Consider the following 24,561-nt stretch of genomic DNA (forward strand, 5'->3'; position numbering starts at 1 on the left):
GTTCTTCCTTTATTGTTGGCTTGATCAGTATACGCCAGCATTGAGACACCAGAGGGGGCTACAGGTGCCGGATACCGAGGATTTCGTCGACTATTACGACTTGTTGCAGGTCAATCCCGGATGCGATCAACGCATTCTGGAGGTCGCCTTTCATTACTTCGCGAAGATGTATCACCCGGACAATGCCGAAACGGCGGACATGGCCAGGTTCCACCAGGTCAGCGAGGCCTACAATGTCCTGCGCAATCCGGCAAAGCGCGCAGAATACGATCAGCTACACGCCGAAGTTACCGACCGCGCTCATACGCCCCCGGGGGGCATACATGGTATCGACGAGGCAACCGCGCAGGCCGATGCGGAGATCCACGCCCAGATCCTCAACATCCTGTACCAGCGGCGGCGTGAGTTCCCCACGGACGCGGGCATCGTCGGCTGGCTGATCCAGGAGCAACTGGGCTGCTCCGATGAGACATTCGAGTTCCACGGATGGTATCTCAAGGCGAAGGGCTTCGTGAGGATCAACGAACAAGGCCAGTATGCCATCACCGTGGAGGGGGTGGACCAGGTCATGGCGACCAGCCGCACGAAGGCGGCCGAACAGCGGCTGATTACCCGCACGCCTGTCGCCGAAGAGTGAGGCGCGGTCCTGCCCGCTTATCGTGACGACGAACCCGGGCAGAGCCGCCCTAGCCAAGCCAGTGACGGCGGTTCCCGACGTCGCGAAGCTTGAACAGGGTCGTCACGATCACGAGGACGCCCGAGACAATGGTCGCATAGGCGATGGCGGGCGCTACCTGTCCGCCGGATGCGTAGATGGCCGTCAGGGCCCAGAGAAATACGGCTGCGTAGATCGGATTGCCCCGGCCCCGCCCGATGGCAAGCGAGGCGATCACGCCCCCGACGAGCACGACGCCCGTAGCCAGCACGATATTCGCTTGCCCTGAACCGACCCCGTAGAACTTCAGCGAGGCGGAGATGTTCACGATGGTCGCCGCCGTCAGCCAGGCTGTCAGGGCACTGAGCGGAAGCACGACCAGCCAGCGCTCCGCCGTCACGAAATCGCGCCTGAAGGCCACGAGACGGCGATAGACGGTCAGCAGGCAGATGAGCGTGAAGACGATGATGAGCACCGATATCGCGCTCAGCGCGTACAACTGCGTGTAGATCGCCCACAGTCCATTGCCGAGAAACGCCCCTGCGGCTGGCCAGGCAATCGAATTGAGCAGGTCGTCCCGCCGCTGCGCCGGCAGCGCCTGGTAAATTGCAAAGGCCACCGTACCTGCGAATAGCGGCCCCCAGATTGCGAAAGCCCATCCCGCCGGCGTGACGAGCGTGCGTGTCGCATCCGACCTGCTGCCGATCTCCTCGCCGATACCGAGGGCCGGCAGAAAGGTCGCGCCGATCTGGAAGATCACGGCGATGACAACTGCTGCGCGCTGGAGAATGCTGCGCTCGAAGGCGCTTGATTTTCGGGAGGGTTTGGTGGCCATGAACTGCGAACGCCGTCTTTCCTGATCGGTTCCTCTATCGCCTGCCGCGCCTTGCGCGAGGCGTTGCAACGACTCAGGTCGTCGCGGGCGTTATCGTACCATGGGTTCGGCAGGTTCTCCCACGCGGGTTCCCTCCACGCCGCGCTTTGCATCGATCGCGGCCTGCACGGCCTCGTAGAAACGGTTGCGCTCCTCCCCTGCCCCGTCGTTGCCCGTCGACTGGCGCCAGTTGGAATTCGTGGCAATCACCAGGTCGCGCGCCGGGTCGACGAAGATGCCCTGCCCGAACAGGCCGCTGGCGGCATAGGCACCGCCCGGATAGGTCCACCACTGGTAGGCATAGCCGCGCCCGAAGCGCCCGGTCTCGAACGCTGGCGTCGTGGCTGCCTCGAACCACCCCTCGGGCACGACGCGCCCGCCGCCTGCCATGCCGCCGCCCATCGCGAACAGGCCGAAGCGCGCCATGTCTCGGGGGCTGGCCTGGATGCAGCAGCCGGAGATTTCGCTGCCGGTGTTCGACAGCAACCAGGTCGCGTCCTGCTCCATGCCGAAGGGCGCCCAGACCTTCTCCGAAAGGTAGTCGGCGAGGTTCTTGCCCGTCGCCTCGCGCACCAGCACGCCGATCAGGTTGGTTTCCCCGGTGTTGTATTGCCAGCGCGTGCCCGGCTCCGCCTCCCGTGGAAGCTGGCGCATGTAATCCACCAGCGAATCGACGCCTTCCTCGGTGCTCTCGTGCTCGGCGAAGACGGCGACATCGCTCGCCGGGTCCGAATAGTCCTCGCTCCACTTCACGCCGCTGCTCATGGTGAGGAGCTGGCGAATGGTCACGTCGTCGTAGGCGGAGCCGCGCATGTCGGGCAGGTACTTGCTGACGGGATCGTCCAGGCTGTCGATATAACCCTCGGCCAGCGCAGCGCCGACCAGCGTGGAGGTGAGGCTCTTGGCGACGGAGAAGCTGGTCCACTTGCCGTCGGCATCGAAATCGAGGCCATAGCGTTCCAGCACCACCTCGCCGTCATGCACCACGACGACGGCGGCAGAGTTCTGGCTTTGCATGAAAGCGTCGAGATCGAAGCCGGCAAGGTCCAGCGGCTCGCCATCGGGCAGCGGATAGGTCGCCTCGCCCGCCTCGATCACCCGCGCCTCTGCCAGCGCGGGGAAGGCGTCCAGAGCGCGGAAGGCGGCGTTGCGGGTGTCCTCGGGCCAGAACAGTACGTCCCGGTCCGTCGGCATGTTGGCAAGAATGCCGCGCTGATCCTCGTCCAGCGAGAGCCAGAACGCCCCGCCCGCCACTACGAGTAGCGCGAGAATGCCGAGAATCCACTTCTTCATCATGCGTCCTTCACAAGCGTGACCTGGTGCACGTCGATCCCGCCGCCGCGGAAACCGCCTTCGCAATACATCAAGTAATAGCGCCACAAGTCCGTGAAGCGCTTGTCGAAACCGGCAGGCAAACGTCCCTCGTCACAGGCGGCATCGAAGCGTTCGCGCCAGCTTTTCAGCGTTTCGGCGTAGTCCTGCCCGAAATCGCGCTGGTCGCTCCACCGCAGGCCGCGCTCCAGCGTCAGGCGGCGGAATTCGCTCGTCCGGATCAGGCAGCCGCCGGGGAAGACATAGGCCTGGATGAAATCGGCGCTGGCGGCGTAGGAATCGAAGATCGGCTCGGCGATGGAAATGTACTGGATGACCGCGCGGCCGCCAGGCTTTAGGTTTCGCGCCAAGCAGTCCATGAAGTTGGGCCAGTACCGGCGGCCCAGCGCTTCCACCATCTCCACGCTGACGATGGCATCGAACTTCTCGTCCATGTCGCGGTAGTCGCACTTGCGGTAGTCCGGGCCGGGGTTGTGTTCCCTTGCCCATTCAAGCTGGCTGTCGGAGATGGAGATCGCGGTGACGTCGCGCCCCTCGGCCACCAGGTGCGCGGCCAGCGAACCCCAGCCACAACCGATTTCCAGCACGCTGTCGGCCCGGCCGATCCGCTTCGAGAGCGCCTGCCACTTGCGTCGCTGGGCCGCTTCCAGCGAACCCTCTTCGGCAAACCACTTCCCGCTGGAATAGGTCATCGTCGGGTCGAGCCAGCTGGCGTAGAAATCGTTGCCGAGGTCGTAGTGCGCGTGGATGTTCCTCGCAGCACCGGATCGCGTGTTGCGCTTCAGCGCGTGCATCGCGCGCGCCGCCAACCGCCAGGGTCCCTTCGCCCGCGCGGCATCACCCAGCGACACGGCATTGGCCATGAACAGCGCGAACAGCGGCACCGGGTCCGGGCTTGACCATTCGCCCGCTTCCCAAGCCTGATACCAGCCTACCGATCCGCCCGTCGCCAGCCGCACGAGCGCCCGCCAGTCGTGCAGGGCGACCTCGCACTCGAAGCCGGGCGCATTGCCGCCCAGCGTGCGCCGGGTGCCGTCGGGCAGCGTGGCGTGAATGGCCCCGCTGGCAAGGCCGGCATCGATCCTGTCGAGAATGCGGGAGACGGCAGGGGCAAACAGCCGCGAAGCCGCGCCGGGCCCGAGCCCGAACCGCTTACCGGCTTCCAGCAATTCCTCTCCGCGTGCGTGACCCGCTTTCATGGCCGCGCCTTATGGCGAGGGTCCGCTTGCTACTCAAGGCGTCTTTGCAGCAATTCTCAGTCCTTGCTGGCGCGGTAGGTTTCCAGCGCTCTTTCGCGCGCTTCCTTGTGCCCGATCAGCTTCGCGGGATAGCTTTTCGGGCGGCAGCTGTCGGACGGATCGTGGATGTCCCTGTCGGACAGGTCGGCCAGCTCGGGCACCCATTCGCGAATGTAGTCGCCTGCATCGAATTTCTCGCTCTGGCTGAGCGGGGCCATGATCCGCACGAACATGTTGCTGTCCACGCCCGTGCCGCTGACCCATTGCCAATTCGTGCCGTTGGAGCCGTAATCGGCATCCACCAGCGTGTCCCAGAACCACTTCTCGCCGTGCCGCCAGTCGATCAGCAGGTGTTTGACGAGGAAGCTGGCGGCGATCATCCGCACGCGGTTGTGCATCCACCCGGTCGCCCAGAGCTGGCGCATCCCGGCATCGACGATGGGATATCCGGTCTGGCCCATCTGCCATGCCTCCAGTTCTTCCTGGATCAGGTGACCGCGGTTGGGATTGCGCCAGAAGTTGTCGTCGTATCCTTCGCGATAGGGTTCCATCGCATACTTGGGAAACTGGCAGATCAGATTCTGGGCATAGTCGCGCCAGATTAGTTCGGCGCGAAACATGCGCGCGCCTTCGCTGGTGTAATTGCCCATCGCATCCCACAGCATGCGCGGCGAGACCTCGCCGTGGTGCAGGTGCGGGGACAGGCGGCTGGTCGCATCCTCGCTCGGCAGGTTGCGATCGTCGATGTAGTCCTTGCTGACGTCGAGGAACCTGTCGAACCGCTCCATCGCCGCAGCGGTGCCGTGCTGGCCGTCCCAGAACGCGCGCATCCCTCCGGCCCAATCGGGCTTCGTCGGCAACAGGTCCAGGTCTTCCAGCGTGTCGCTCTCGGGCCAGCTATCGGGGCTGGACAGGCTGGGTTCTGGCAGGATGTCGAAGCCGTGGATGGCATCGAACATCGAATCCTTGAACGGCGTGAAGATCTTGTAGGGACTGCCCGAGCCCGTCGTTACGCTGCCGGGCGGGAGCAGGTAATTGCCGTCGTGGAGTTGCAGGTCCAGCTCGTCCTTCAGCTTGCCCTGCGCCTTGCGCCACCACGGGTCGTAATGGCGGATGGCGTGGACGGTCTTTGCGCCCGTCTCCTCCGCAAGTTTCGGCAACACGTCGCACACGCTGCCGCGCCGCAGGATCAGCTTCGAGGAATGGCGGCCAAGGTCCTTCTGCAGCGACTCCAGCGCGTGGTGCAGCCACCACCGGCTCGCCCCGCCCAGCTTGCGTTCGCCGGGGGTTTCGTCATCGAGGATGTAGACCGGGATCACCGGCCCGGCCTGCGCGGCGGCGGTGAAAGCGGCATGGTCGGTGAGGCGCAGGTCGCGGCGCAGCCAGACTATCTGTGGTTCGGACAAGTTCGGGTTCCCCTTCAAGAGGGCAACGGTATCAACTTCCCGCAGGTTCCGAACACAGACCATCGGGCAGGGTCACGCTGAAGCGCCCTTCCTCGATGCCGTAATAGCGCGCATCTCCCAGCAAGTAGGCGCCGTCTTCCAACCGGGTGACGACCGGCGCGCGGCTCCAGAACAGGAAGGCGGCGACCTGCTCGCTCTGCGCTTTCGCAGTCTCCAGGTCGCAGGCGGAAAGAGGCACGTTGCCCACTTTTTCGCCATCGATGAAATAGCTGCCGCTGCCGCTCACACCGATGCTCTCCCGCTCCCAGAAGGCCAGCGGCGGCGGCGAGGAAATCGTCTCGACGAACGAGGTGTTCGCCATCCGGTCGGCCTGCGAAATCGCGAAGTTGCCGACAAGGTATACGAGGCAGAAGCCCAGCGCCACGCGCGCCACCTTGCGCCAGTCGCCGCCGCGCTTTTCCGCCCGCCGGGAAATCCACGTGCCCGCGATCAGCATGACCCACAGCCACACGTCGATGATGAACAGCACGTCGCCATAGAACCAGCGGCTGGAGAACGGCTCCAGCAGGCGGATGCCGTAGACGTTCAGCCAGTCCAGCGCCGGGTGCGTGAGGCAGCCGATCAGCGAAAGGCCATAGAGCCAGCCGAAGTGAACCGGCAGCCGACCCTCGGGCCTCTTACCTCGCTTCGTCTGCCACCTGTCCAGGCCCGACAGCAATGCTGCCAGCACAAATGGCAGCAGCAGCAGGGCAATCGGCCCGTGCGTTATCCCCCGGCGGAAGGCGAGATGCTCCACTCCTTCCAGCCAGAAGAAACACGCGGCATCCACATCGGGCAGGTTCGCGCCGATGATGAGGGCCGGCATGGCAAGGCCCGTCTTCTTCTTGAGGCCCGCCTGCCCGATCAGCGCGCCGGTGAGCGAATGCGTGAGATTGTCCATCGCCCGCAACCTTAAGCCGCGACTTACAAAGCACTAGCCCCAACAACCGCTTTATCGCCAGCCGCCTTGCGGCTAGGCAATCGCCATGACGGGGACCTATGACGAGGCGGATTACCTATCCACGGCGCCGCGCCGTGTGCGCACGCGCCCCACGTGGCTGCGCCTCGGTCTGCCGGTCGTCGCGATCTTCCTTGTCGCGGGCGGGATTGCCGCCTTCATCGGCCTTACAACGCAGGAGCTTTTCGAAGCGGAAGCCGAGGTTGAGCTGATCACGCCGGCCAACCTGGCGGACGTCGGGGAAATCCCGCTGCCGGGCGAACGCATCGCAGCCGCGAGGTCCAGCGCGGTCTCCACCAGGGCTGTGACCGAGCTTGGCCTGCTGGAGGACCCGCGCTTCCTCACCGTCCACCCCGCCCTCGACACAGGCGATATCGACATTGCCGAGCGGCGCGTGCGCGCGGCATCGCTGTTGTTGCAGAACACGCGAACCGAGATCGATGACGGCGGCTCCATCGCCGCCATTGCCTACAGGTCTCCCGACCCCGCGCTGGCGGCGGACATTGCGAATGCGCTGGCAACAGCCTTCGTTCCTGCCGACGCAGAGCGGCTGGCGGGCATTGACGGCAATTCGCGCGCGGAACTCGAAGCCCTCGTCGCGCAGGTGCGCACGGAACTCGAGGAGGCAGAGCGCAACCTTGCCGAGGGGATGTCCGAGGCCGATATCGTCGCCCTGCCCGCCGACGAGGCCGGGCTGGTCACGGTGGACGGCGACGACGCGCTGACAGCCGAAGCGCGCGATGCACTGCAATCGCAGCTGGCATTCGTGCGATCGCGGCTGGACAGTATGGAAGCGGCCATCGCCAGCGGCGCGGTGGATTCGAGCGACCCGGTGATCGCGCAGCTGCGCGAAAGCCGCGAGGGGCTGGAGCAGGAGTACGACCGCATCACGCAACAGTTCCGTGAGGATTACCCGGCGGCGCTGGACCTGCGCGAGCGGATCGACGTTATCGACGCAACCCTATCTCGCGAAGCCGTGCGTATCACGGAGGAGCGCGCGGACGAAGCACGGCGACTTCGGATACAGGAAAGCGATCTTCGGGCACAGATCGAGGCACTGGGATACGAGGTTGCCGAGCGCGGAACCGCCGGGCTCGGCCTCACCGACCTGCAGAAGGACGTCCTTGAGAAGAGGGAACTTTACAGCCTGCTGCTGGGTCGGCTCGCCACGTCTGAAAGCCGAGACATGCCGACCACTTCGCGCGTAATCGCGGCTGCCGTGCCGCCCACGCGCCCGGTGGTGCCGGACTGGCGCCTGATCATCGCCGTCAGTGCGGCCGTTGCGCTGCTGCTATCCGGTCTGCTGGTCGCGCGCGACGTGCGTCGCCAGCGTCTGATCTAATGATGCCTAACGGGCGCCGTGCCCGGTGAAAACCACCTGCGCGGTGCGCATCAGGATGAGGAAATCCAGCCAGTACGAAAAGTTCTTGATGTAGTAGAAGTCGTACTGGAGCTTGTGGTCGATGTCCTCCAGCTCGGTCACGTGACCCTGGTTGACCTGCGCCCAGCCCGTGATCCCGGGGCGCACGATATGCCGTTAGTCGTAGAAGGGAATTTCCTTCTGATACCAGATGCCCAGGGCCAGGGCTTCGGGCCGGGGGCCGATCCAGCTCATGTGACCCAGCAGGATGTTGAGCATCTGCGGCAGCTCGTCGATGCGGGTGCGCCGCAGGAACGCGCCAAGCCTGGTGATGCGCGGATCGTTTTCCCCCGTCATCGCCTGGGCGCGCTGTTCCTCCGCATCCATGGACAGCTCCTCGCAGCGCATCGTGCGGAACTTGCAGACGTTGAACGGCCGTCCGCGGAAACCGACCCGCTCCTGCCGGAACAGCACCGGACCGGGCGAATCCAGCCGCACCAGCAGCGCCACCACCAGCAGCGGCACGATGAGCAGGGGCAGCAGGACCAGCACCAGCGCGATGTCGAACAGGCGCTTCAGCCTCATGAAGCTCATGTTCGGTAGCAGCGAACCGAAGCTGTTTTCCGAAAGATGCTCCACCCAGACCTTGCCGGTGGCGGCCTCGTAAACCTGCTTGAAGTGGAAAACCGGCACGCCTTCCAGCGCGGCGGTGGCCAGCAGCCGCTCCCAGTCGTCATCCAGTTCCGCGTGAAGATCGGCCACGATGATGGCGCCATCGTGCACGGGCAGGGTCGGTGCGGGAAGATCGCGCACGATCAGGCCGACGTTCTTGAGGCGTTTGATGCGGCCGCCGGGCACGGCGTAGAAAATGGAGCGGTCGGCCTTCGTCGCAAGGCTCATCACGCCGATGTAGACGAGCACCGAAACGGCGGAATTCAACAGCAGGACCTGGTTCGAATACTCGAAGCGGAAGGCAAGAATGCACAGCGCCACGGCGCCGAAGCTGGCGATGAATGTGGGCAGCACCGCGCCCAATTGCTTGACGCCGGGATAGATATTGACGCGACGGGCGAAGAAGATGCCGGCCACCAGCGCAATGATCGAGGCGATCACGCTGTTCTGGAAGGTCGGGTTGTCGAGAATGGAGAGCTTGGCGCCGAAATAGATGAACGGCGGCAGGATCGTACCGAGCACGACACAGGTCAGCACCTGCACCAGGAACGAGCGAAAAACGCTCCGCCCCCCGTGGACCAGCTCTGAAGGAGCTGCCATCAGCATGACCCAACTTACCCCGCACGCAATTCGAAACAAAGACTTACCGCAACGCACGGCGATGCCGATGTTTCCGGAAACCGGAATGCCTTAAGCCGCAAGTGGCCCTTGCGCAAGCACGGGGCTACACCGGGTCGGAAGCCGTTCCGCTCACCGTCCAGGTCTGCCCCTTCGCCAGCAGGCGCGCGATGCTGGTGTCCTTGCCGGCGCTGGCGCGCTCTTTCTCGGCCATGACGGCCGCCTCGTAAGTGGGTGCAGGATCGTCGTAAATCACGCCCAGCGGCATGGGAAATTCGCCGAAGGGCAGTTCCACCAGCATGTGGGCGAGCATCCGGTTGGTGGCATCGTGCACCTGCACGCCGGCGGCCTGCCAGTCGCCATCGGCCACGTCGACAACCTCGAACGCGAATGCCTGCGTGTTGAGCTTCAGCCCCTTCACACCGCCCGTCTTCTCGCTGCCGAACAGCATCGGCTCACCGTGGGACAGCCACAGCTGCTGTTGCTCCGCGCCTTTCGGCTTGGCGAAATCGTCGAACACGTCCTTGTTGTAGACGATGCAGTTCTGGAAGATCTCGATGAAGGCCGCGCCCTGGTGGGCGTGGGCTGCCATCAGCACGTCGGGCAGGTTCTTGGACACGTCGATCCCGCGGCCCACGAAACGGGCGCCGCTGCCGAGCGCGAACGCGCAGGGGTTGGCCGGGTGATCGACGGAGCCGAGCGGCGTCGACGGCGTGCGCGTATGCTCGCGGCTGGTAGGCGAGTACTGGCCCTTGGTCAGGCCGTAGATCTCGTTGTTGAACAGCATGATCTGCATGTTCACGTTGCGGCGCAGCACGTGCATCATGTGATTGCCGCCGATGGACAGGCCATCGCCGTCGCCCGTGACCAGCCACACGTCGAGATCGGGATTGGCGAGCTTGATGCCCGTGGCAAATGCGGGGGCCCGCCCGTGGATCGTGTGGAAGCCGTAGCTTTCCATGTAATAGGGGAAGCGGCTCGAGCAGCCGATGCCCGATACGAAGACGGTGTTCTTGGGGTCTGCGCCAAGCTGCGGCAGCGTGCGCTGCACGGCCTTGAGGATAGCGTAGTCCCCGCAACCGGGGCACCAGCGCACTTCCTGGTCGGTTTCCCAGTCCTTCAGCGTGGTCTCGATCTTGGTCATCTCGTTCATTTCTCGACTCCCACCGGATTGGGAAGCTGGTCGTCATTGGTGCCGATCTTGCCGCCGCACTTCTCTTCGAGGCAGCGCCCGATGGCCTCTTCCAGTTCCGCGATCTGGAACGGCTGGCCGCTGGTCTTGGTCAGGCTTTCGGCATCGATCAGGAACTGGTCGCGCAGCAGGGTCTTGAACTGGCCGGTGTTCATTTCCGGCATCAGCACGTGCTTGAAGCCGGAAAGCAGCTTTCCGAGGTTCTGCGGCAGCGGCCAGATGTGGCGCACGTGGACGTGTGAGACCTTCGCGCCCTTCTCGATCCAGCGGTTTACCGCCTGCTTGATCGGGCCGTAGGTGCTGCCCCAGCCGACCACGACGAGATCGCCGGTTTCCTCGCCCCAGGACACTTCCTGATCGGGCACGGCGAGGTTCGCCACCTTGTCGCGGCGAAGCTCGGTCATGCGCTGGTGGTTGGCGGGCGAATAGTCGATGTTGCCGGTCGTCTCGTGCTTCTCGATACCGCCCACGCGGTGCATCAGGCCGGGCGTTCCGGGCTTCACCCAGGGACGCGCGCCCTTCTCGTCGCGCTTGTAGGGGAGGAACTCTTCGCCCTCCGGCAATTCTTCGAGGAAGGTCGCGGGGAACGGCTCGTATGCGGAAGGATCGGGGACTTTCCACGGCTCCGCGGCATTGGCGATATAACCGTCGGTCAGCAGCATGACGGGCGTCATGTACTGCGTGGCGATGCGGCAGGCCTCAATTGCGACATCGAATGCATCGGCAGGACTGCGCGCGGCAATCACCGGCATGGGCGCATCACCGTTACGGCCGTAAACGGCCTGGTAGAGGTCACTCTGCTCGGTCTTCGTCGGCAGGCCGGTGGACGGACCGCCGCGCTGCGAGTTCACGATCACCAGCGGCAGTTCCACCATGATGCCAAGGCCCATGGCCTCGGTCTTCAGGGCAATGCCGGGGCCGGAGGAGCTGGTGACGCCCAGCTGGCCTGCATAGCTCGCCCCAATGGCGGCGCAGATCGCGGCGATCTCGTCTTCCGCCTGGAAAGTGGTAACGTCGAATTCCTTGAGCCGCGCGAGGTGATGGAGGATCGCCGATGCGGGCGTGATGGGATAGCCGCCGAAGAACATCGGCAGTTCGGCCAGTTGCGCGCCCGCCACGAGGCCGAGCGACACGCTCTCCGCCCCGGTGATGGTGCGGTAGAGACCCGGTTCCACCGGACGCGGCGGCATGTGGACCTGCTTCAGCGGGCCGGAAAGCTCCGCCGTTTCGCCATAGGCGTGGCCCGCATCGAGCGCGGCGATGTTCGCCTCGGCAATCTCGGGCTTGTTCTTGAACTTGGCCTTCAGCCATTCGTGCAGCGGCTCGCGCGGACGGTCGAACATCCACAGCGCGAGGCCGAGCGTCCACATGTTCTTGGACCGCAGGGCATCCTTGTTGCCAAGGCCGAACGGCTTCACTGCCTCGATCGTGCGTTGGGAAATGTCGAAGGCCAGCAGGTCGAACTTGGCGAGGCTGCCGTCTTCCAGCGGGTTTTCCTCGTAGTGCGCCTTTTCCAGGTTACGCTTGGTGAAGGCGCCGCTATCGGCGATGATCAGGCCGCCGGGCTTAAGCGAGGCGAGGTTCACCTTCAGCGCCGCCGGGTTCATCGCCACCAGCACGTCCGGCGCGTCGCCCGCGGTGTTGATCTGGCGGCTGCCGAAGTTGATCTGGAACGCCGAAACGCCGAACAGCGTACCTTGCGGCGCGCGGATCTCGGCGGGGAAATCGGGGAAAGTCGCCAGGTCGTTGCCCGCCAGCGCGGTGGACAGCGTGAACTGTCCGCCCGTCAGCTGCATGCCGTCGCCGCTGTCGCCGGCGAAGCGGACCACCATTGAATCGAGTGCCTGAGTGTCGGGCTGCTGTTCAGCCGTCTGTGTTGCCATTGTAAATTCTTCCTGCCGCGTCGGGGCTTCTAGCCCCAGCGTATGCGGGCGACCTAGGTTCCTCTCCGCCCCAAGACAATCAAGTTTTTCTGTTTCGGCGGCAATAGCTGGCTTTCACCTCTCCACCATCCTAGATGCAGCGGCATGACCAGACCGGACAAGCTGCAATATCGCCCGTGCGTTGGCACGATGATGATCAATTCCGCCGGGGAAGCCTTTGTCGGCAAGCGGATCGACAACAAGGAAGGCGACTGGTGGCAGATGCCGCAGGGCGGCGTCGACGATGGCGAGGACCTGGACGAGGCCATGTTCCGGGAACTGGGGGAAGAGACGGGCGTCACCACCCGCCACCTGCAGATCGTCCACCGGATGGAAGAAGAGCTCTATTACGATCTGCCCAAGGAACTGCACGGCAAGCTGTGGGGCGGCAAGTACAAGGGCCAGCGTCAGGCATGGTACCTGGTGCGCTTCACCGGCGAGGATAGCGACATCGACCTCGAGGCTTTCAAGCACCCCGAATTCTGCGAATGGAAATGGGTCGACCCGGACCTGCTTCCCGAATTGATCGTGCCATTCAAGCGCGAGGTTTACGAGACGGTGGTCTCAGCCTTCAAACCGCACCTGTAGGCAAGCGCTTTTCTTCAGTTCTGGACAATGTCCTCGTCGGACGGGACGGCTTCCGCCGTCATCACCGGCGGACCGCGATCGATGGCGGCAGCGAGTTGCACGGTTTCCGTGCAGGTTTCGCCGCACAGGTCTTGCAGCCGCGTCAGGTTCTCCCGCGCGGCGCTGAGCGCGCCCTTCTCCACCAGCGCTTCGCCCTCACCGGTGATGGCGGCAAGGTTCTCGGGATCGCGTTCCTGCGCCTCGCGGTAGAAGTGGATCGCCTTGCCCTGCAGCCCTTCGATGCGAGCGGCACTGGCAAGGTCCAGGTAGACGTCGGTGTAGCCCGGATCGATGGCGAGCGCGGCCTCGAACGCGTCGATCGCCGCCTGCGTTTCGCCCATCTCCAGCGCGGCGTTGCCTTCGGCCACCAGCGCCACGGCCCGCGGATCGGCTTCGTAGTCGCTGGCTTGCCCGATGCTGGCCGTGGTGGCGAATGCAAGGGACAGGGCGGCGGCTACGGGTGCGAAGCGCATGGCGTACTCCTTCAATTTGGACGCATGAGAGAGATTGATTTCGTCCATCTGGGGAGTGTTATCACGCCTTACATAGACGTGCGATGAAAAATCCATCCGTCGCATCGCGCCTCGGGGAGAGGCGTATTCCCTCGCCGCGCGGTGCACCGAGCGGCAGGTCCGGCTTCTGTGCGCTCCATCCGGGGTTCTGTTTCAGGAAAGCATCGACCTGGCCCGCCCCTTCCTCGTCCAGCAGCGAGCAGGTGACATAGTTCAGCGTGCCGCCCGGTTTCACCAGGTCTGCGGCGATCCGCAGCAGCCGCGCCTGCAAGGCGGTGAGCTTCTGCAACTCGCCCTCCGACAGGCGCCAGCGCGCTTCGGGATTGCGCCGCCACGTGCCGGTGCCGGAACACGGCGCGTCGACCAGCACGCGGTCGGCCTCGCCAAGCCATGCTTCCAGCGCCGCGGCCTCCTTGCCGGGGTCTAGCAGCACTTCGCGCGCGATCAGCACCCCTGCCCGCTCGGCGCGCGGGCCAAGCTGGGAGAGGCGGCGCTTGTCGGTATCGGCGGCGACCAGCGTGCCCTCGTTCGCCATTGCCGCGGCCAGCGCGAGGGTCTTGCCCCCGGCCCCGGCGCACAGGTCCACCACGGTTTCTCCCGGCTGCGCGCCCACCGCCAAGCATGCGGCCTGGCTGCCGAGATCCTGCACTTCGATCAGGCCCTGCGCGAACGCGTCCCACGCCGAGACCTGCGTGCCGGAGGGAAAGCGCAGCGCACCGGGCAGCGCCAGCGCCTCACCTTCCTCTGGCAAGCCCTCCAGCGCGCCGGACACTTTCAGCCGGTTGATCCGCACGTCCAGCGGGGCGCGGCCCAGCAGCGCCGCAGCCTCGTCCTCCCCGATGCCGCTGGCGATCAGGCGATCCTCCAGCCATTCGGGCGCAATGCCGCCCTCGGCCGGGCGTTCGCGCTCGCCAATCGCGGCGGGGCCGTATTGCGAGCCGTCGAACAGGTCGCGAAGCTCCGGCTTCTCTTCGGCCAGACCCAGCATCGCAGCGCGGCCACTGGCGGGCACCGGGCCGCAGGCACGGATCGCGTCGTAGACGTGCTCGCGAATGGCGCGCTTGTCCTTGGAGCCGGCAAAGCGGTGGTTTTTGAACCAGTCGGCCACCAGCCTGTCTGCCGGGGCACCGCCGGAACGGGCGGCGTCGATCACTCCATCGAGGATCTCGATAGCGGCCTGGAGGCGGGCGGAAGGGGTCATTCTGTCACCATTGTGGAACGCCTATGGCCCCTCTTTGAAAATATTGTCTCGCCCGAATTTCCGTTTCTTCGCAGAAACTTGCACGAAGAACCGGTTGTTGGACCTGTAACCTTTGCGCGAAACGCGGCGGTCGGGACGAGAACGTGTGTCCTGCCGGGCAAGCTAGGCCCCCCGGCAACGGTAGGAAACCGGCCCGCCGGGCACATTACCGCGTCGGGTAGTTCGGCGCCTCGCGGGTGATGCTTACGTCGTGAACGTGGCTTTCGCTCAAACCGGCGTTGGTGATCTGCACGAACTCGGCGTTCTTCTTCAGGTCTGCGATGGTGGCGCTGCCGGTGTAGCCCATCGCCGCCTTGATGCCGCCCACCAGCTGGTGGATGATGTCGCGCGCCGGACCCTTGTAAGGCACCTGGCCCTCGATGCCTTCGGGCACCAGCTTCATCTGGTCCTTGATGTCCTGCTGGAAGTAACGGTCGGCAGAACCGCGCGCCATGGCAGAGACGCTGCCCATGCCGCGATAGGCCTTGTAGGCGCGGCCCTGGTAGAGGAACGTCTCGCCCGGTGCCTCTTCCGTGCCAGCAAGAAGGCTGCCGATCATCACCGTGCTGGCCCCGGCGGCAAGCGCCTTGGCCGCATCGCCCGAGGTGCGCAGCCCGCCATCGGCGATCACCGGCACGTCTCCCGCGACGCTGGCGGCATCCATGATTGCGGTCAGCTGCGGCACGCCGACACCCGCCACGATGCGCGTGGTGCAGATGGAGCCGGGGCCGATGCCCACCTTCACCGCGTCCGCACCAGCGTCGATCAGCGACTTGGCGGCAGCGGCGGTGGCGATGTTGCCCGCGATCACCTGCACCGAGTTGGAGAGGCGCTTCACCCGGTCCACCGCCTCGCCAACGGCCTTGTTGTGGCCGTGCGCGGTATCAATGATGATGACGTCGCACTCGGCATCCACCAGCGCCTCGGTCCGCTCGAAACCCTTGTCACCCACGGTGGTGGCAGCGGCAACGCGCAGGCGGCCGCCCTTGTCCTTGGTGGCATCGGGGTTGAGCACGGCCTTCTCGATGTCCTTCACCGTGATCAGGCCGACGCAGTGATAGTCCTTGTCCACCACCAGCAGCTTCTCGATGCGCCGCTGGTGCAGGATCTTGCGCGCTTCGGCCTGCGTCACCTGCTCGCTGACGGTGGCGAGGTTCTCGCTCGTCATCAGTTCCTTCACCGGCTGGCCGGGATTGTCGGCAAAGCGCACGTCGCGGTTGGTGAGGATGCCCACCAGCTTGCCGCTGGGGTCCGTCACGGGAATGCCGCTGATGTTGTGACGGGTCATCAGTTCCTGCGCATCGCCCAGCGTGGCATCGGGGGTGATGGTGATGGGGTTCACCACCATGCCGCTTTCGAAGCGCTTCACCCGGCGCACGGCAGCGCACTGTTCCTCGATCGTCAGGTTGCGGTGGAGCACGCCCATGCCGCCCAGCTGCGCCAGCACGATGGCCATCTCGGCTTCCGTCACCGTGTCCATGGCGGACGAGATGATCGGGATGTTGAGCCCGATGTCCTTCGTCAGCTGCGTCTTGGTGCTGGCCTGCGAGGGGAGGATGTTGCTTTCGGCGGGCTGCAGCAGCACGTCGTCGAAAGTAAGGCCGGTGCGGATTTCCATTGGGGGCGCCACTTCTGTGTCTCGGGTGATTCGTGGCGGCCCATGTAAACGCGCTGTGTGGCATTTGGTAGGGGGTGGGGGCCTATTCTTGGAGCGAGCAGCCGCGCGGCCCCACTTTCGTAGCGAAACGACGGCGAATAAGCTCCACCTCGTCACCGATGCTGCACTTGTTCATCAAGCGCGGAGGCGCTGCTATGTAGCGGATTTCGCCAGATACGGTCTCGACTTTCACCCGTGCCTTGTCGCCATATGCACCAGGTGAAAGTCGCATTTCCAAAATTTTGGCCTGCTCAAATTTCGTCGGGCCGACGTCCTTCAACCACAACACGCCTACGACGAATGCAATCAACGCAGCTAAGCTGAGGGCCAACAAGATGTCAGCTTTGCGGTTGCCCGATCGCATTTACTGCGCCGTCCACCCCCCATCGATCTCGTAGTTGGCGCCAGTGATGTTCTGCGCCACGTCGCGGCACAGGAACACGGCCAGCGCGCCCACGTCCTCGGGCTGGGCGAATTTCTTCGAGGGCTGGCGTTCCAGCAGCACGTCGTTGATCACCTGCTCGCGCGTCATGCCGCGGCTCTTCATCGTGTCGGGGATCTGGCTTTCCACCAGCGGGGTCCAGACGTAGCCGGGGCTGATGCAATTGGCGGTGATGTTCTGCTCTGCCAGCTCAAGCGCGATGGTCTTGGTGAGGCCCGCAATGCCGTGCTTCGCCGAAACGTAGGCCGCCTTGTAGGGGCTCGCCGTGGTCGAGTGCGCGCTGGCGGTGTTGATGATGCGGCCCCAGCCCGCTTGTTTCATGTGCGGCACGGCGAGGCGGCAGGTGTGGAAGGCGGCGGAAAGGTTCAGCGCGATGATCTTGTTCCACTTGTCGACCGGGAAGTCCTCAACCGGGGCAACGTGCTGCATGCCTGCGTTGTTCACCAGAATATCGACGCCGCCCGCATCGCCCATCATCGTCTCGATCGCGGCAACGTCGGTAAGGTCCGCGCCCGAATGCATCGCGTCCAGTTCCTCGCACAGCTTTGCAATCTCGGCCTCCTCGCCAAAGCCGTTCAGCACGATCTCGGCCCCCTCGGCCCGCAGCGCGCGAGCGATGGCGAGGCCGATGCCCGAGGTCGAACCGGTGACGAGGGCACGCTTTCCTTCGAGGAACATTGAAGTCTCCAAATGATTTGAATTGCGGCTAGGGTGGTAGCCGGATGGCGGCTATGGTCCAGCCAAAATTATGAAAATCGGGGAGTAACCGCAGCATGAGACTCAATCCCTTCGACACCGGCAAGATCAAGGTCGGCACCACCGGTGGCCGGGGTGGAATGGGCAAGGCCGGAGGGCTTGGCTGCGGCACGATCATCATCGCAGCCATCGGCTATTTCGCTTTCGGGCTGGACCCGATGCAGACCGCCGCCACGGTGGAAGGGATGCAGCAGGGCCAGCAGCAGCAATCTGCGCCGCAGGGCGAGGATGAGGCGGCGATCTGCAATTCAAACCAGTATGCGCAGGAAAGCTGCGCCGCTCTCACCTCGCTTAACGAGACGTGGCAGCAACGGTTCGAGGAAGCCGGTTTCGGCAACGAGTTTCGCCAGCCCACCCTGCGCTTTGCCACGGCGCAGCAGTTCCGCACCGGATGCGGCACCGGCTCTGTCGGCATGGGGCCGTTCTACTGCCCGGCGGACGAGACCATGTACATCGACGTCGCCTTCTACGACCAGCTCGCGCAGATGGCGGGCGACGGCGGCGACTTCGCGCGGCTCTATGTCGTGGCGCACGAATATGCGCACCATGTGCAGACCATCACCGGGGTGTCGGACCAGATTCGTAGCCTGCAGGCGCAGAACCCGCGCATGCAGAACCAGCTGTCGGTACGCATGGAACTGCACGCCGATTGCTATGCGGGCGTGTGGGCAGGCCGTAACCGCAACCTGATCGAGCGCGGCGATTTCGAGGAAGGCATGAACGCCGCCGCCGCCATCGGCGACGACACGCTGACGCAGGGCCGCGTCGGCCCGGAAAGCTTCACCCACGGCACCAGCCAGCAGCGCATGGAAGCCCTGCGCCTCGGCATGGAAAGCGCCGACGACAACCGCTGCGATGCAGCCTACCTGCGAGCATGATATGAACCGGGTCGCAACTCTCCTAGCCCTCCCCCTCCTGACCCTTACCGCTCCGGCCATGGCGCAGGATGACGTGACGGACCGCGAACCGGACGCGCTGGACGTCGCCATGACGCCGCTCTCGGACCTCAACCTGGCGCGCGATCCGATCCCGCCGATCCTGCTGTGGGCGAACGAGAACCCCTACGCCAACGAGGGGCTGGAAGACTGCGCCAACATCCGCAGCGGCATCGCCGACCTCGACGCAGTACTTGGCGACGACGCCGATACCGAGACCGAGGAAGAGCGCCGCCTGACCGTAACCGGCGTCGCGCAGCGCGCGGTGGGCATGTTCATCCCGTTTCGCGGCATCATCCGCGAGATTTCAGGCGCGAACGAGCACGAGTACAAGTTCCGCCAGGCGATTGCCGCCGGGCTGATGCGCCGCGCCTACCTGAAGGGCCTGGGCGAAGCGCGTGGCTGCCCCTACCCCGCCCGCCCGATGCCGCCCGAAATGCTGGCGGCGATGCAGGAGGGCGAATCGACGGTGCCGGCAGAACCGGACTGGCAGATCACCACTGTGGGCGAGGACGGGACGCGCTTCGTTTCGCGCCCCGTCGTCCAGGAAGTCGAATAGATCAGGCGCGCACGACGCGCTGGTTTTCGTCGCACTCTTCTTCCGCGGCAGGAGCGAAGGCAGGCTCTGGCATCTGTACGCGCACGGGCGTGGAAACCTGGATGGGAGAGACCATCCGCCCCTGCCAGCGCAAAGCCATGGCAGAAGCGCGCGATACGGGAGCCACGACGCGGGCCTGGGCCTTGGCCCGAACGCGCGCGGCGGTCACGCCTTCGCGTTGCATCTCCTCGACGGCTTCTTCCAAGCTCCGGATGATTTCCTCGCGCAGATCTGCGGGCATCTCGTCGTTCCGGCGCATTTCGCGGATCGCCGCCTGAAGGCCGGTGACAGCGCCCTGCAATCCGGCGCGAGCGCTTTCGTGGATCATGCGTTCGCAGATCACGATAGCGCGGCGTCCGTCGGAAAGCTCGCGCTCCACGATGCCGCTTTCGTCCACCCCGTCACAATCCATCTCGACCTGCGGAGCGCGGGCGGCGATTTCGCGGGCGCGTTCGCCCATTTCCTGCGCCCGTTCCGCCTGGGCCATTGCGCGCTCCACGATCACTTCGATCTCGGCCTCGCGGCTTTCCATCTCGCGCTCGATACGCGCCATGTGCGCTTCCAGTTCGGCCTCGGACATCGGTTCGCCGCCCCGGGTGATGCGCTGGCGGATCACGCGGCGCTCGCCGTCGTCGTCGACGCGGACATAGACGTGCTCGTCCGGGTCCACGCTTTCGATGGAAGGCGCTTCCGGCGCCTGCGGCGGCAACGGCGCGCCCGGTGCCAGCGGCACCTCGGGCGGTTCCGGCGGCAGCGGCGCGGCAGGCGGCTCCGGCGGCAGGGGCATTTCCTCGTGGGCATAGCTGATCGACGCGGTCAGCGGCAGGGCCAGAGCGGTGGTGGTGATCGCGGCGATGCCAAGGCGGCGACGGCCGGATGAAACTTCGGACATGGTGAGGCTCCTCAAACGGTGAATGATGGATTTCTCTCCAAGCACCGGACAAGCCATGGGAGCAGCCAGGGCAAGATGATGGTCCCCGGTGGCGAAACCGGCGATCACCTGCGCGTAGGCTGCTTTCTCTCCCTGCGCCCGGCCAGCGACGACGCGCGCATCGCACGCCGCCTCCTGATCCCTGCGCATTGCTCGCCAGCCCCACCAGGCGAGCGGATTGAACCAGTGCAAGGCCAACAGCGGCTGCGCCGCGATGTTGGCAACGAGGTCGTAACCGCGATGGTGCGCAAGTTCGTGCGCAATGGCCATATCGCGTGCTGTAATGTCGTAATGCGCCATGAATTCAGGCGGCAGGGCCACCACCTTGTCGGCAATGCCGAAAGCAACGGGTCCGGTGACGGCGGGCGTTTCCACCAGCCGCACCTTGCCCGCCTCGCCCACGGGGCGCGCGTCTTCCAGAAGGCTCTGCCGCATCTGGAAGTATTCGCGCACGCGCCAGCCAAGGAACACCAGCGCGCCACCGATCCATAGCGGCAGCAGCAGGTCCGACACGGCCAGGCCGACCACCGGAGCCGCGGCGGCGTGCGTGGCGGCGGCAGTCTCGACAGGGTCGGAGATAATGACCATCAATGGCTCGGCAGCCGTTGCCGCCACCGCCTCTGGCTCTGCCGGAGCCATCCACGCCGGCAGCACGATGGGCGGCATGACGAAGCGCAGGAACGGCAGCGCCCACAGCGCATAGGCCACCTGCGGCCCGCACCAGCGCGACACCGGACGGCGCAGCAGCAGGACAAGGGCAATCAGCAGCCCTGTGTAAATGAAGGTGTCGACCATCCAGTCAGAGAAGCCGGTCATTTCTTCATCTCCCTCAGGAGGCGTTCGATTTCCGCGATGTCATCCTCGCTCAGCGCCTCGGCCTGCGCCAAATGCGCGAACAGCGGCGCGGCGCGCCCGCCGAACAGGCGTTCTACCAGCCGCTTGCTTTCGGTGCCGACATAGGCGGAGCGGGCAATGAGCGGAGTGTACAGATAGCGGCGGCCATCGGGCTGCGTCGCCAGAGCGCCCTTCTGCACGAGGCGCGAAAGCAGGGTCTTCACCGTGGGGATGGACCAGCCGCGTTCCTTGCAGACGCTTTCGCACACTTCGGCGGCGGTCTGCGGGCTGCGCTTCCACAGCGCCTCCATCACCGCGTGCTCGGCATCGCTGATGCGCTCGGCACCCGTTTCCGCGTGGTCGTTGTCGGTCCTTGTCGTCACATCGCCCTCCCCGAACGATTACGTTTGTAGGCAGTACGATTACGCCTGTAATCTGAATGCCCTCTGAATGCAAGTTTCCCCTGGAACTTTCTCGCCACTTGCCTGCGTACACGAAGGCTGGCAGGCACGCCGCCTCTGGCGCAGGAAGGGGAACAACCGCGTGAAAGACCGGAACGACTATTCCGTGCAGCGCCTGTCCGACTGCCACAAGATCGCCGATTTCCGCGAGCTTGCGCGGAGACGCCTGCCCTTCCCCGTGTTCAACTATATCGACGGCGCCGCCGACGACGAGGCCACGCGCGATCGCAACACTGCCGCCTTCGCCGACGTGGACCTGGTGCCGGACGTGCTGGTGGGCGCGGACAGTCTGGACCTTTCCACCACGATCATGGGCCGCGAAACCGCGCTGCCACTGATGCTCAGCCCTACGGCGCTGCAACGCATCTTCCACTGGCAGGGCGAGCGCGCCGTCGCAGCGGTGGCGGAGCGATACGGCCTGTGGTTCGGCATCTCCAGCCTCTCCACCGTCAGTATCGAGGAAGTGGGCGAGCGGTGGAGCGGCCCCAAGATGCTGCAATATTACTTCCACAAGGATCGCGGCCTCAACGCCGCGCTGGTGGAGCGGGCGAAAGCGGCGAAGTTCGATGCCATCACGCTGACGGTGGACACCATCGTTTCCGGCAATCGGGAACGCTGCAAGCGCACCGGCTTCACCACCCCGCCTCGCTTCGCCCCCGCCAACGTGCTGAGTTACGCCGCCCACCCGAAGTGGGCGCTGAATTTCCTTTTTCGCGAGAAGTTCGACCTGCCCAACCTCTCCACCCACGTGGACGCGGGCAGCGGCAAGGCGATCTCCATTCAGGACTATTTCGACTCCATGCTCGATCCCGGCCTAAACTGGCAGGCGGCGGAGCAGTTGCGCGACGACTGGGGCGGACCGTTCTGCCTCAAGGGCATCATGTCCGTCGGCGACGCGCGCCGTGCGGCGGACATGGGCGTGGATGCCATCATGGTATCGAACCACGGCGGGCGGCAACTGGATGGCGGGCGTGCCCCGTTCGACCAGCTGGCCGAGATCGTCGATGCCGTGGGCGACCGGGTGGAGGTCATCCTCGACGGCGGCGTGACGCGCGGCAGCCACGTGGTGAAGGCGCTGTCCATGGGCGCAAAGGCGGCAAGCGGCGGACGGCTCTATCTTTACGCTCTGGCGGCGGCGGGAGAGGACGGCGTGGAGCGTGCCGTTGGCATACTCTCGCAGGAAATTGCCCGCACCATGAAGCTGATGGGCAAGGCCAGCCCGGCAGAATTGTCGCGCGACAACATTCGCTGGCGCTGAACGGAACGTCCACCATTCCCGCCTGTTGGATGGGCATGAGTGAACAAAGCAAGCGCCAGACCGTCCTCACCAGCCCGCAGCTCCGCCTGATCGGCAGCGTGGACGAGGCGATGTACGCCGAATTCCGCGACCAGCTCGCCAATGCGCCGACCGAAGGCCCGCTGGTGGTGGCGATCACCACGCTGGGCGGCAATCCCGAAGTCGCCCGCACGATGGCCGACGACATTCGCCTGCTGCGCGAACCAGGGCGGGAGATCTACTTTCTCGGCAAGTCCGCCGTCTATTCCGCCGGGGCCACCTTCATGGCGGGCTTCCCCGTCAGTCATCGGTTCATGACCAGGGATTCCAGCCTGCTGATTCACGAACGCCAGATCGCCAAGACGATCAACCTGTCCGGTCCGCTGAAAAGCTGCATCTATCAGTTGAAAGCCGCCCTGAACGAGATCGAGCATTCCATCGAGATCGAGGAAGCGGGCTTTCGCGATATCGTGAAAGGCAGCGACGTCTCGTTCGAGGACGTGCGCGACCGGGCGCCGGAGAACTGGTACATCGGCTGCGAGAAAGCGAAGGAGCTGGGCCTGATCGCCGAAGTGATCTGACCCAGCTCCTGCTTCTTGCGACTAGGCTGCGGCCTCGTCGCCGTTACGGCCCACGGCGGACCAGTCCACGTTGCGGGTGGCATACATCACGCCCGCCAGCGCGGCGAACAGCAGCAGCGAACCGATGACGAGCGAGTACGTCTCCTCGTTCAGCAGCACGTAGAGCACGGCATAGAGGCCCGCCAGCATCGCGCCGATGAACGCGGCACGCCTCCAGGTGCCGAGCACCGCGGCGCTGTAGGCCGTAAGCAGAGCGATGATCGCTGCGGCGGCGAGGAGGTAGGCAAGGCCGAACCCGATCACCTCGGCAAAGGCGAGCAGCATAACGAAAAACAGGATCAGGCCCGCGCCGTTCAGCAGGTATTCCGCCGAGGCGACCCGCGCGCCGCCCACGATGTCGAACATCAGCAGCGCCGCGAAGGTGAAGCCGATGAAGAGAAAGCCGTACTTCACCGCCCGGTCCACCTGGCTGTAGAGATCGACCGGCTCGACAAGGCCGATGGTGGCAGGCTGCGTGGCCTCGCCTTCGGACGCCGGCTGGTCCGCCACGGACAGCAGGCTCTGACCCAGCGCAAGGTTGGTGATGCCGGGATAGACGGCGGTGAAGCCGCCTTCGCCGGTTTCGGTTTGCGAAGGTTCGGGCAGGTATCCGCCGGTGAAACTCGGGTGCGGCCATGGCGAGGTGACGCGCCATTGCGTGTCTCCCCCGCGCGGGACCAGCGAGAGCGAACGCGTGCCGCGCAGGCCATAGCTCCAGCGCACATCAAGCGGCTGCTCGCCCGTCCAGCCCGTGACGGCGGCGGAAAAGCCCGCGCCGCCGGTCGCCAGCGGACCGTTGCCCGGGCTGAGTTCCAGCGCATTTCCGTCGGCGGAAACGCTGGCCCCGTCTGAAAGTCCGCGCGTATCGGAAATGCCGAAGCGCAGTTCGGCCTCGTCAAACATCAGGTCCGCCCGGTCGATATCGAGGCGCTCAAGCTCGCTCGTTAGCGCATAACGCGCCGTGCCTTCCAGCGTGCCGGAATAGACCACGCTTTCGTAGATGGCATAGCCCTTGCGGTCGGGATCGAGCGCCGTCGCAATGTCCTGCTGCTGCGGAGAGACGAACAGTTCGCGCTGCACCTGCCGCCGTCGCTGCGTCGTGACGCCATCGACCGTTTCGGCTTCCACCACCTCGTCCGTGAACGGGATGACCAGCACCGGGCCGGTGATCGTCTGCGCCCCGCCCCAGCCGCGCGTGATCTGCTCCTGCGCCCGCTCGGACTCCTCCTGCCGGTCGTAGACCAGCGCATAGACCATCAGCAGCGGCACGATCAGCACGGCTGCCACCAATCCCGCCAGCAACAGTTTCATGCCGGGTGTTCGTTCTCGTCTCATCGCGCACTCTCCTTCGATATTTGCGATGAAACGTGCATTGAGAGCGACGAACTGAATACCAAGTGAACTCG

General features: G+C 65.0%; 22 protein-coding genes and 1 pseudogene. 7 read left to right on the forward strand and 16 right to left on the reverse strand.

Features of this window, described 5'->3' with window-relative positions; all coding sequences use genetic code 11:
• Window positions 1-40 precede the first annotated feature (40 nt).
• Window positions 41-637 (forward strand): J domain-containing protein, encoded by a 597-nt coding sequence (locus ABFX23_RS05225; protein WP_346032049.1) that lies wholly within the window; start codon window positions 41-43, stop codon window positions 635-637.
• Between the two features lie 49 nt (window positions 638-686).
• On the opposite strand, the gene ABFX23_RS05230 is transcribed toward ABFX23_RS05225, so the two are convergent.
• The 5 genes from ABFX23_RS05230 to ABFX23_RS05250 form a co-directional block, all read right to left on the reverse strand.
• On the reverse strand, window positions 687-1,490 hold the full coding sequence (locus ABFX23_RS05230; RefSeq protein ID WP_346032050.1) for a hypothetical protein: 804 nt from the start codon (window positions 1,488-1,490) through the stop codon (window positions 687-689).
• Window positions 1,491-1,580: 90 nt separating this feature from the next.
• Entirely contained in the window at window positions 1,581-2,822 is a 1,242-nt protein-coding gene (locus tag ABFX23_RS05235) for a serine hydrolase domain-containing protein (RefSeq protein ID WP_346032051.1), read from the reverse strand.
• The gene (locus ABFX23_RS05240; RefSeq protein WP_346032052.1) at window positions 2,822-4,060 is read right to left on the reverse strand and encodes a class I SAM-dependent methyltransferase; all 1,239 of its coding nucleotides are present in this window, start codon (window positions 4,058-4,060) and stop codon (window positions 2,822-2,824) included. Before ABFX23_RS05240 ends, ABFX23_RS05235 begins: the two co-directional genes overlap by 1 nt.
• 56 nt (window positions 4,061-4,116) lie before the next feature.
• Entirely contained in the window at window positions 4,117-5,505 is a 1,389-nt protein-coding gene (locus ABFX23_RS05245; RefSeq protein ID WP_346032053.1) for a cryptochrome/photolyase family protein, read from the reverse strand.
• Window positions 5,506-5,536: 31 nt separating this feature from the next.
• Complete coding sequence (locus ABFX23_RS05250; RefSeq protein WP_346032054.1) at window positions 5,537-6,445, reverse strand: metal-dependent hydrolase; 909 nt, start codon at window positions 6,443-6,445, stop codon at window positions 5,537-5,539.
• An 85-nt stretch (window positions 6,446-6,530) separates the two neighbouring features.
• Here ABFX23_RS05250 and ABFX23_RS05255 point away from each other — a divergent pair, with 85 nt between their 5' ends.
• Window positions 6,531-7,844, forward strand: coding sequence for a GumC family protein (locus ABFX23_RS05255; protein WP_346032055.1), 1,314 nt, complete (start codon window positions 6,531-6,533; stop codon window positions 7,842-7,844).
• Between the two features lie 6 nt (window positions 7,845-7,850).
• Here the strand turns inward: ABFX23_RS05255 and ABFX23_RS05260 are convergent.
• The 3 genes and pseudogenes from ABFX23_RS05260 to ABFX23_RS05270 form a co-directional block, all read right to left on the reverse strand.
• Window positions 7,851-9,140 (reverse strand): annotated as a pseudogene (locus tag ABFX23_RS05260) (exopolysaccharide biosynthesis polyprenyl glycosylphosphotransferase).
• Between the two features lie 118 nt (window positions 9,141-9,258).
• Entirely contained in the window at window positions 9,259-10,305 is a 1,047-nt protein-coding gene (locus tag ABFX23_RS05265) for a 2-oxoacid:ferredoxin oxidoreductase subunit beta (protein WP_346032056.1), read from the reverse strand.
• Window positions 10,302-12,227 (reverse strand): 2-oxoacid:acceptor oxidoreductase subunit alpha, encoded by a 1,926-nt coding sequence (locus ABFX23_RS05270; RefSeq protein ID WP_346032057.1) that lies wholly within the window; start codon window positions 12,225-12,227, stop codon window positions 10,302-10,304. Before ABFX23_RS05270 ends, ABFX23_RS05265 begins: the two co-directional genes overlap by 4 nt.
• A gap of 144 nt (window positions 12,228-12,371) precedes the next feature.
• Here ABFX23_RS05270 and ABFX23_RS05275 point away from each other — a divergent pair, with 144 nt between their 5' ends.
• The gene (locus ABFX23_RS05275) at window positions 12,372-12,854 is read left to right on the forward strand and encodes an RNA pyrophosphohydrolase (protein WP_346032058.1); all 483 of its coding nucleotides are present in this window, start codon (window positions 12,372-12,374) and stop codon (window positions 12,852-12,854) included.
• A gap of 14 nt (window positions 12,855-12,868) precedes the next feature.
• Here ABFX23_RS05275 and ABFX23_RS05280 read toward each other — a convergent pair whose 3' ends face one another.
• The 5 genes from ABFX23_RS05280 to ABFX23_RS05300 form a co-directional block, all read right to left on the reverse strand.
• Entirely contained in the window at window positions 12,869-13,366 is a 498-nt protein-coding gene (locus ABFX23_RS05280) for a tetratricopeptide repeat protein (protein ID WP_346032059.1), read from the reverse strand.
• A 61-nt stretch (window positions 13,367-13,427) separates the two neighbouring features.
• The gene (locus tag ABFX23_RS05285; RefSeq protein WP_346032060.1) at window positions 13,428-14,606 is read right to left on the reverse strand and encodes an RsmB/NOP family class I SAM-dependent RNA methyltransferase; all 1,179 of its coding nucleotides are present in this window, start codon (window positions 14,604-14,606) and stop codon (window positions 13,428-13,430) included.
• Window positions 14,607-14,811: 205 nt separating this feature from the next.
• On the reverse strand, window positions 14,812-16,263 hold the full coding sequence (gene guaB, locus ABFX23_RS05290; RefSeq protein WP_346032061.1) for an IMP dehydrogenase: 1,452 nt from the start codon (window positions 16,261-16,263) through the stop codon (window positions 14,812-14,814).
• Between the two features lie 82 nt (window positions 16,264-16,345).
• Window positions 16,346-16,666, reverse strand: coding sequence for a hypothetical protein (locus ABFX23_RS05295; RefSeq protein WP_346032062.1), 321 nt, complete (start codon window positions 16,664-16,666; stop codon window positions 16,346-16,348).
• Window positions 16,667-17,422: a 3-hydroxybutyrate dehydrogenase gene (locus ABFX23_RS05300; protein WP_346032063.1), complete on the reverse strand. Its 756-nt coding sequence runs from the start codon at window positions 17,420-17,422 to the stop codon at window positions 16,667-16,669.
• Between the two features lie 95 nt (window positions 17,423-17,517).
• Here ABFX23_RS05300 and ypfJ point away from each other — a divergent pair, with 95 nt between their 5' ends.
• Window positions 17,518-18,378, forward strand: a complete 861-nt coding sequence (gene ypfJ, locus ABFX23_RS05305; RefSeq protein ID WP_346032064.1) for a KPN_02809 family neutral zinc metallopeptidase — start codon at window positions 17,518-17,520, stop codon at window positions 18,376-18,378.
• A 1-nt stretch (window position 18,379) separates the two neighbouring features.
• Window positions 18,380-18,994, forward strand: a complete 615-nt coding sequence (locus tag ABFX23_RS05310; RefSeq protein ID WP_346032065.1) for a hypothetical protein — start codon at window positions 18,380-18,382, stop codon at window positions 18,992-18,994.
• Between the two features lies 1 nt (window position 18,995).
• Here ABFX23_RS05310 and ABFX23_RS05315 read toward each other — a convergent pair whose 3' ends face one another.
• A complete protein-coding gene (locus ABFX23_RS05315) occupies window positions 18,996-20,780 on the reverse strand; it encodes a M56 family metallopeptidase (RefSeq protein WP_346032066.1) in 1,785 nt (594 codons plus the stop codon).
• On the reverse strand, window positions 20,777-21,181 hold the full coding sequence (locus ABFX23_RS05320) for a BlaI/MecI/CopY family transcriptional regulator (RefSeq protein ID WP_120078398.1): 405 nt from the start codon (window positions 21,179-21,181) through the stop codon (window positions 20,777-20,779). Before ABFX23_RS05320 ends, ABFX23_RS05315 begins: the two co-directional genes overlap by 4 nt.
• Before the next feature lie 160 nt (window positions 21,182-21,341).
• Here ABFX23_RS05320 and ABFX23_RS05325 point away from each other — a divergent pair, with 160 nt between their 5' ends.
• On the forward strand, window positions 21,342-22,517 hold the full coding sequence (locus ABFX23_RS05325) for an alpha-hydroxy acid oxidase (RefSeq protein WP_346032067.1): 1,176 nt from the start codon (window positions 21,342-21,344) through the stop codon (window positions 22,515-22,517).
• Window positions 22,518-22,552: 35 nt separating this feature from the next.
• A complete protein-coding gene (locus ABFX23_RS05330; RefSeq protein WP_346032068.1) occupies window positions 22,553-23,116 on the forward strand; it encodes an ATP-dependent Clp protease proteolytic subunit in 564 nt (187 codons plus the stop codon).
• A gap of 21 nt (window positions 23,117-23,137) precedes the next feature.
• On the opposite strand, the gene creD is transcribed toward ABFX23_RS05330, so the two are convergent.
• On the reverse strand, window positions 23,138-24,490 hold the full coding sequence (gene creD / locus ABFX23_RS05335) for a cell envelope integrity protein CreD (protein ID WP_346032069.1): 1,353 nt from the start codon (window positions 24,488-24,490) through the stop codon (window positions 23,138-23,140).
• Window positions 24,491-24,561: the final 71 nt, after the last annotated feature.

The organism is Erythrobacter westpacificensis (genome assembly GCF_039542285.1).
Taxonomy (GTDB): Bacteria; Pseudomonadota; Alphaproteobacteria; order Sphingomonadales; family Sphingomonadaceae; genus Alteraurantiacibacter; species Alteraurantiacibacter westpacificensis.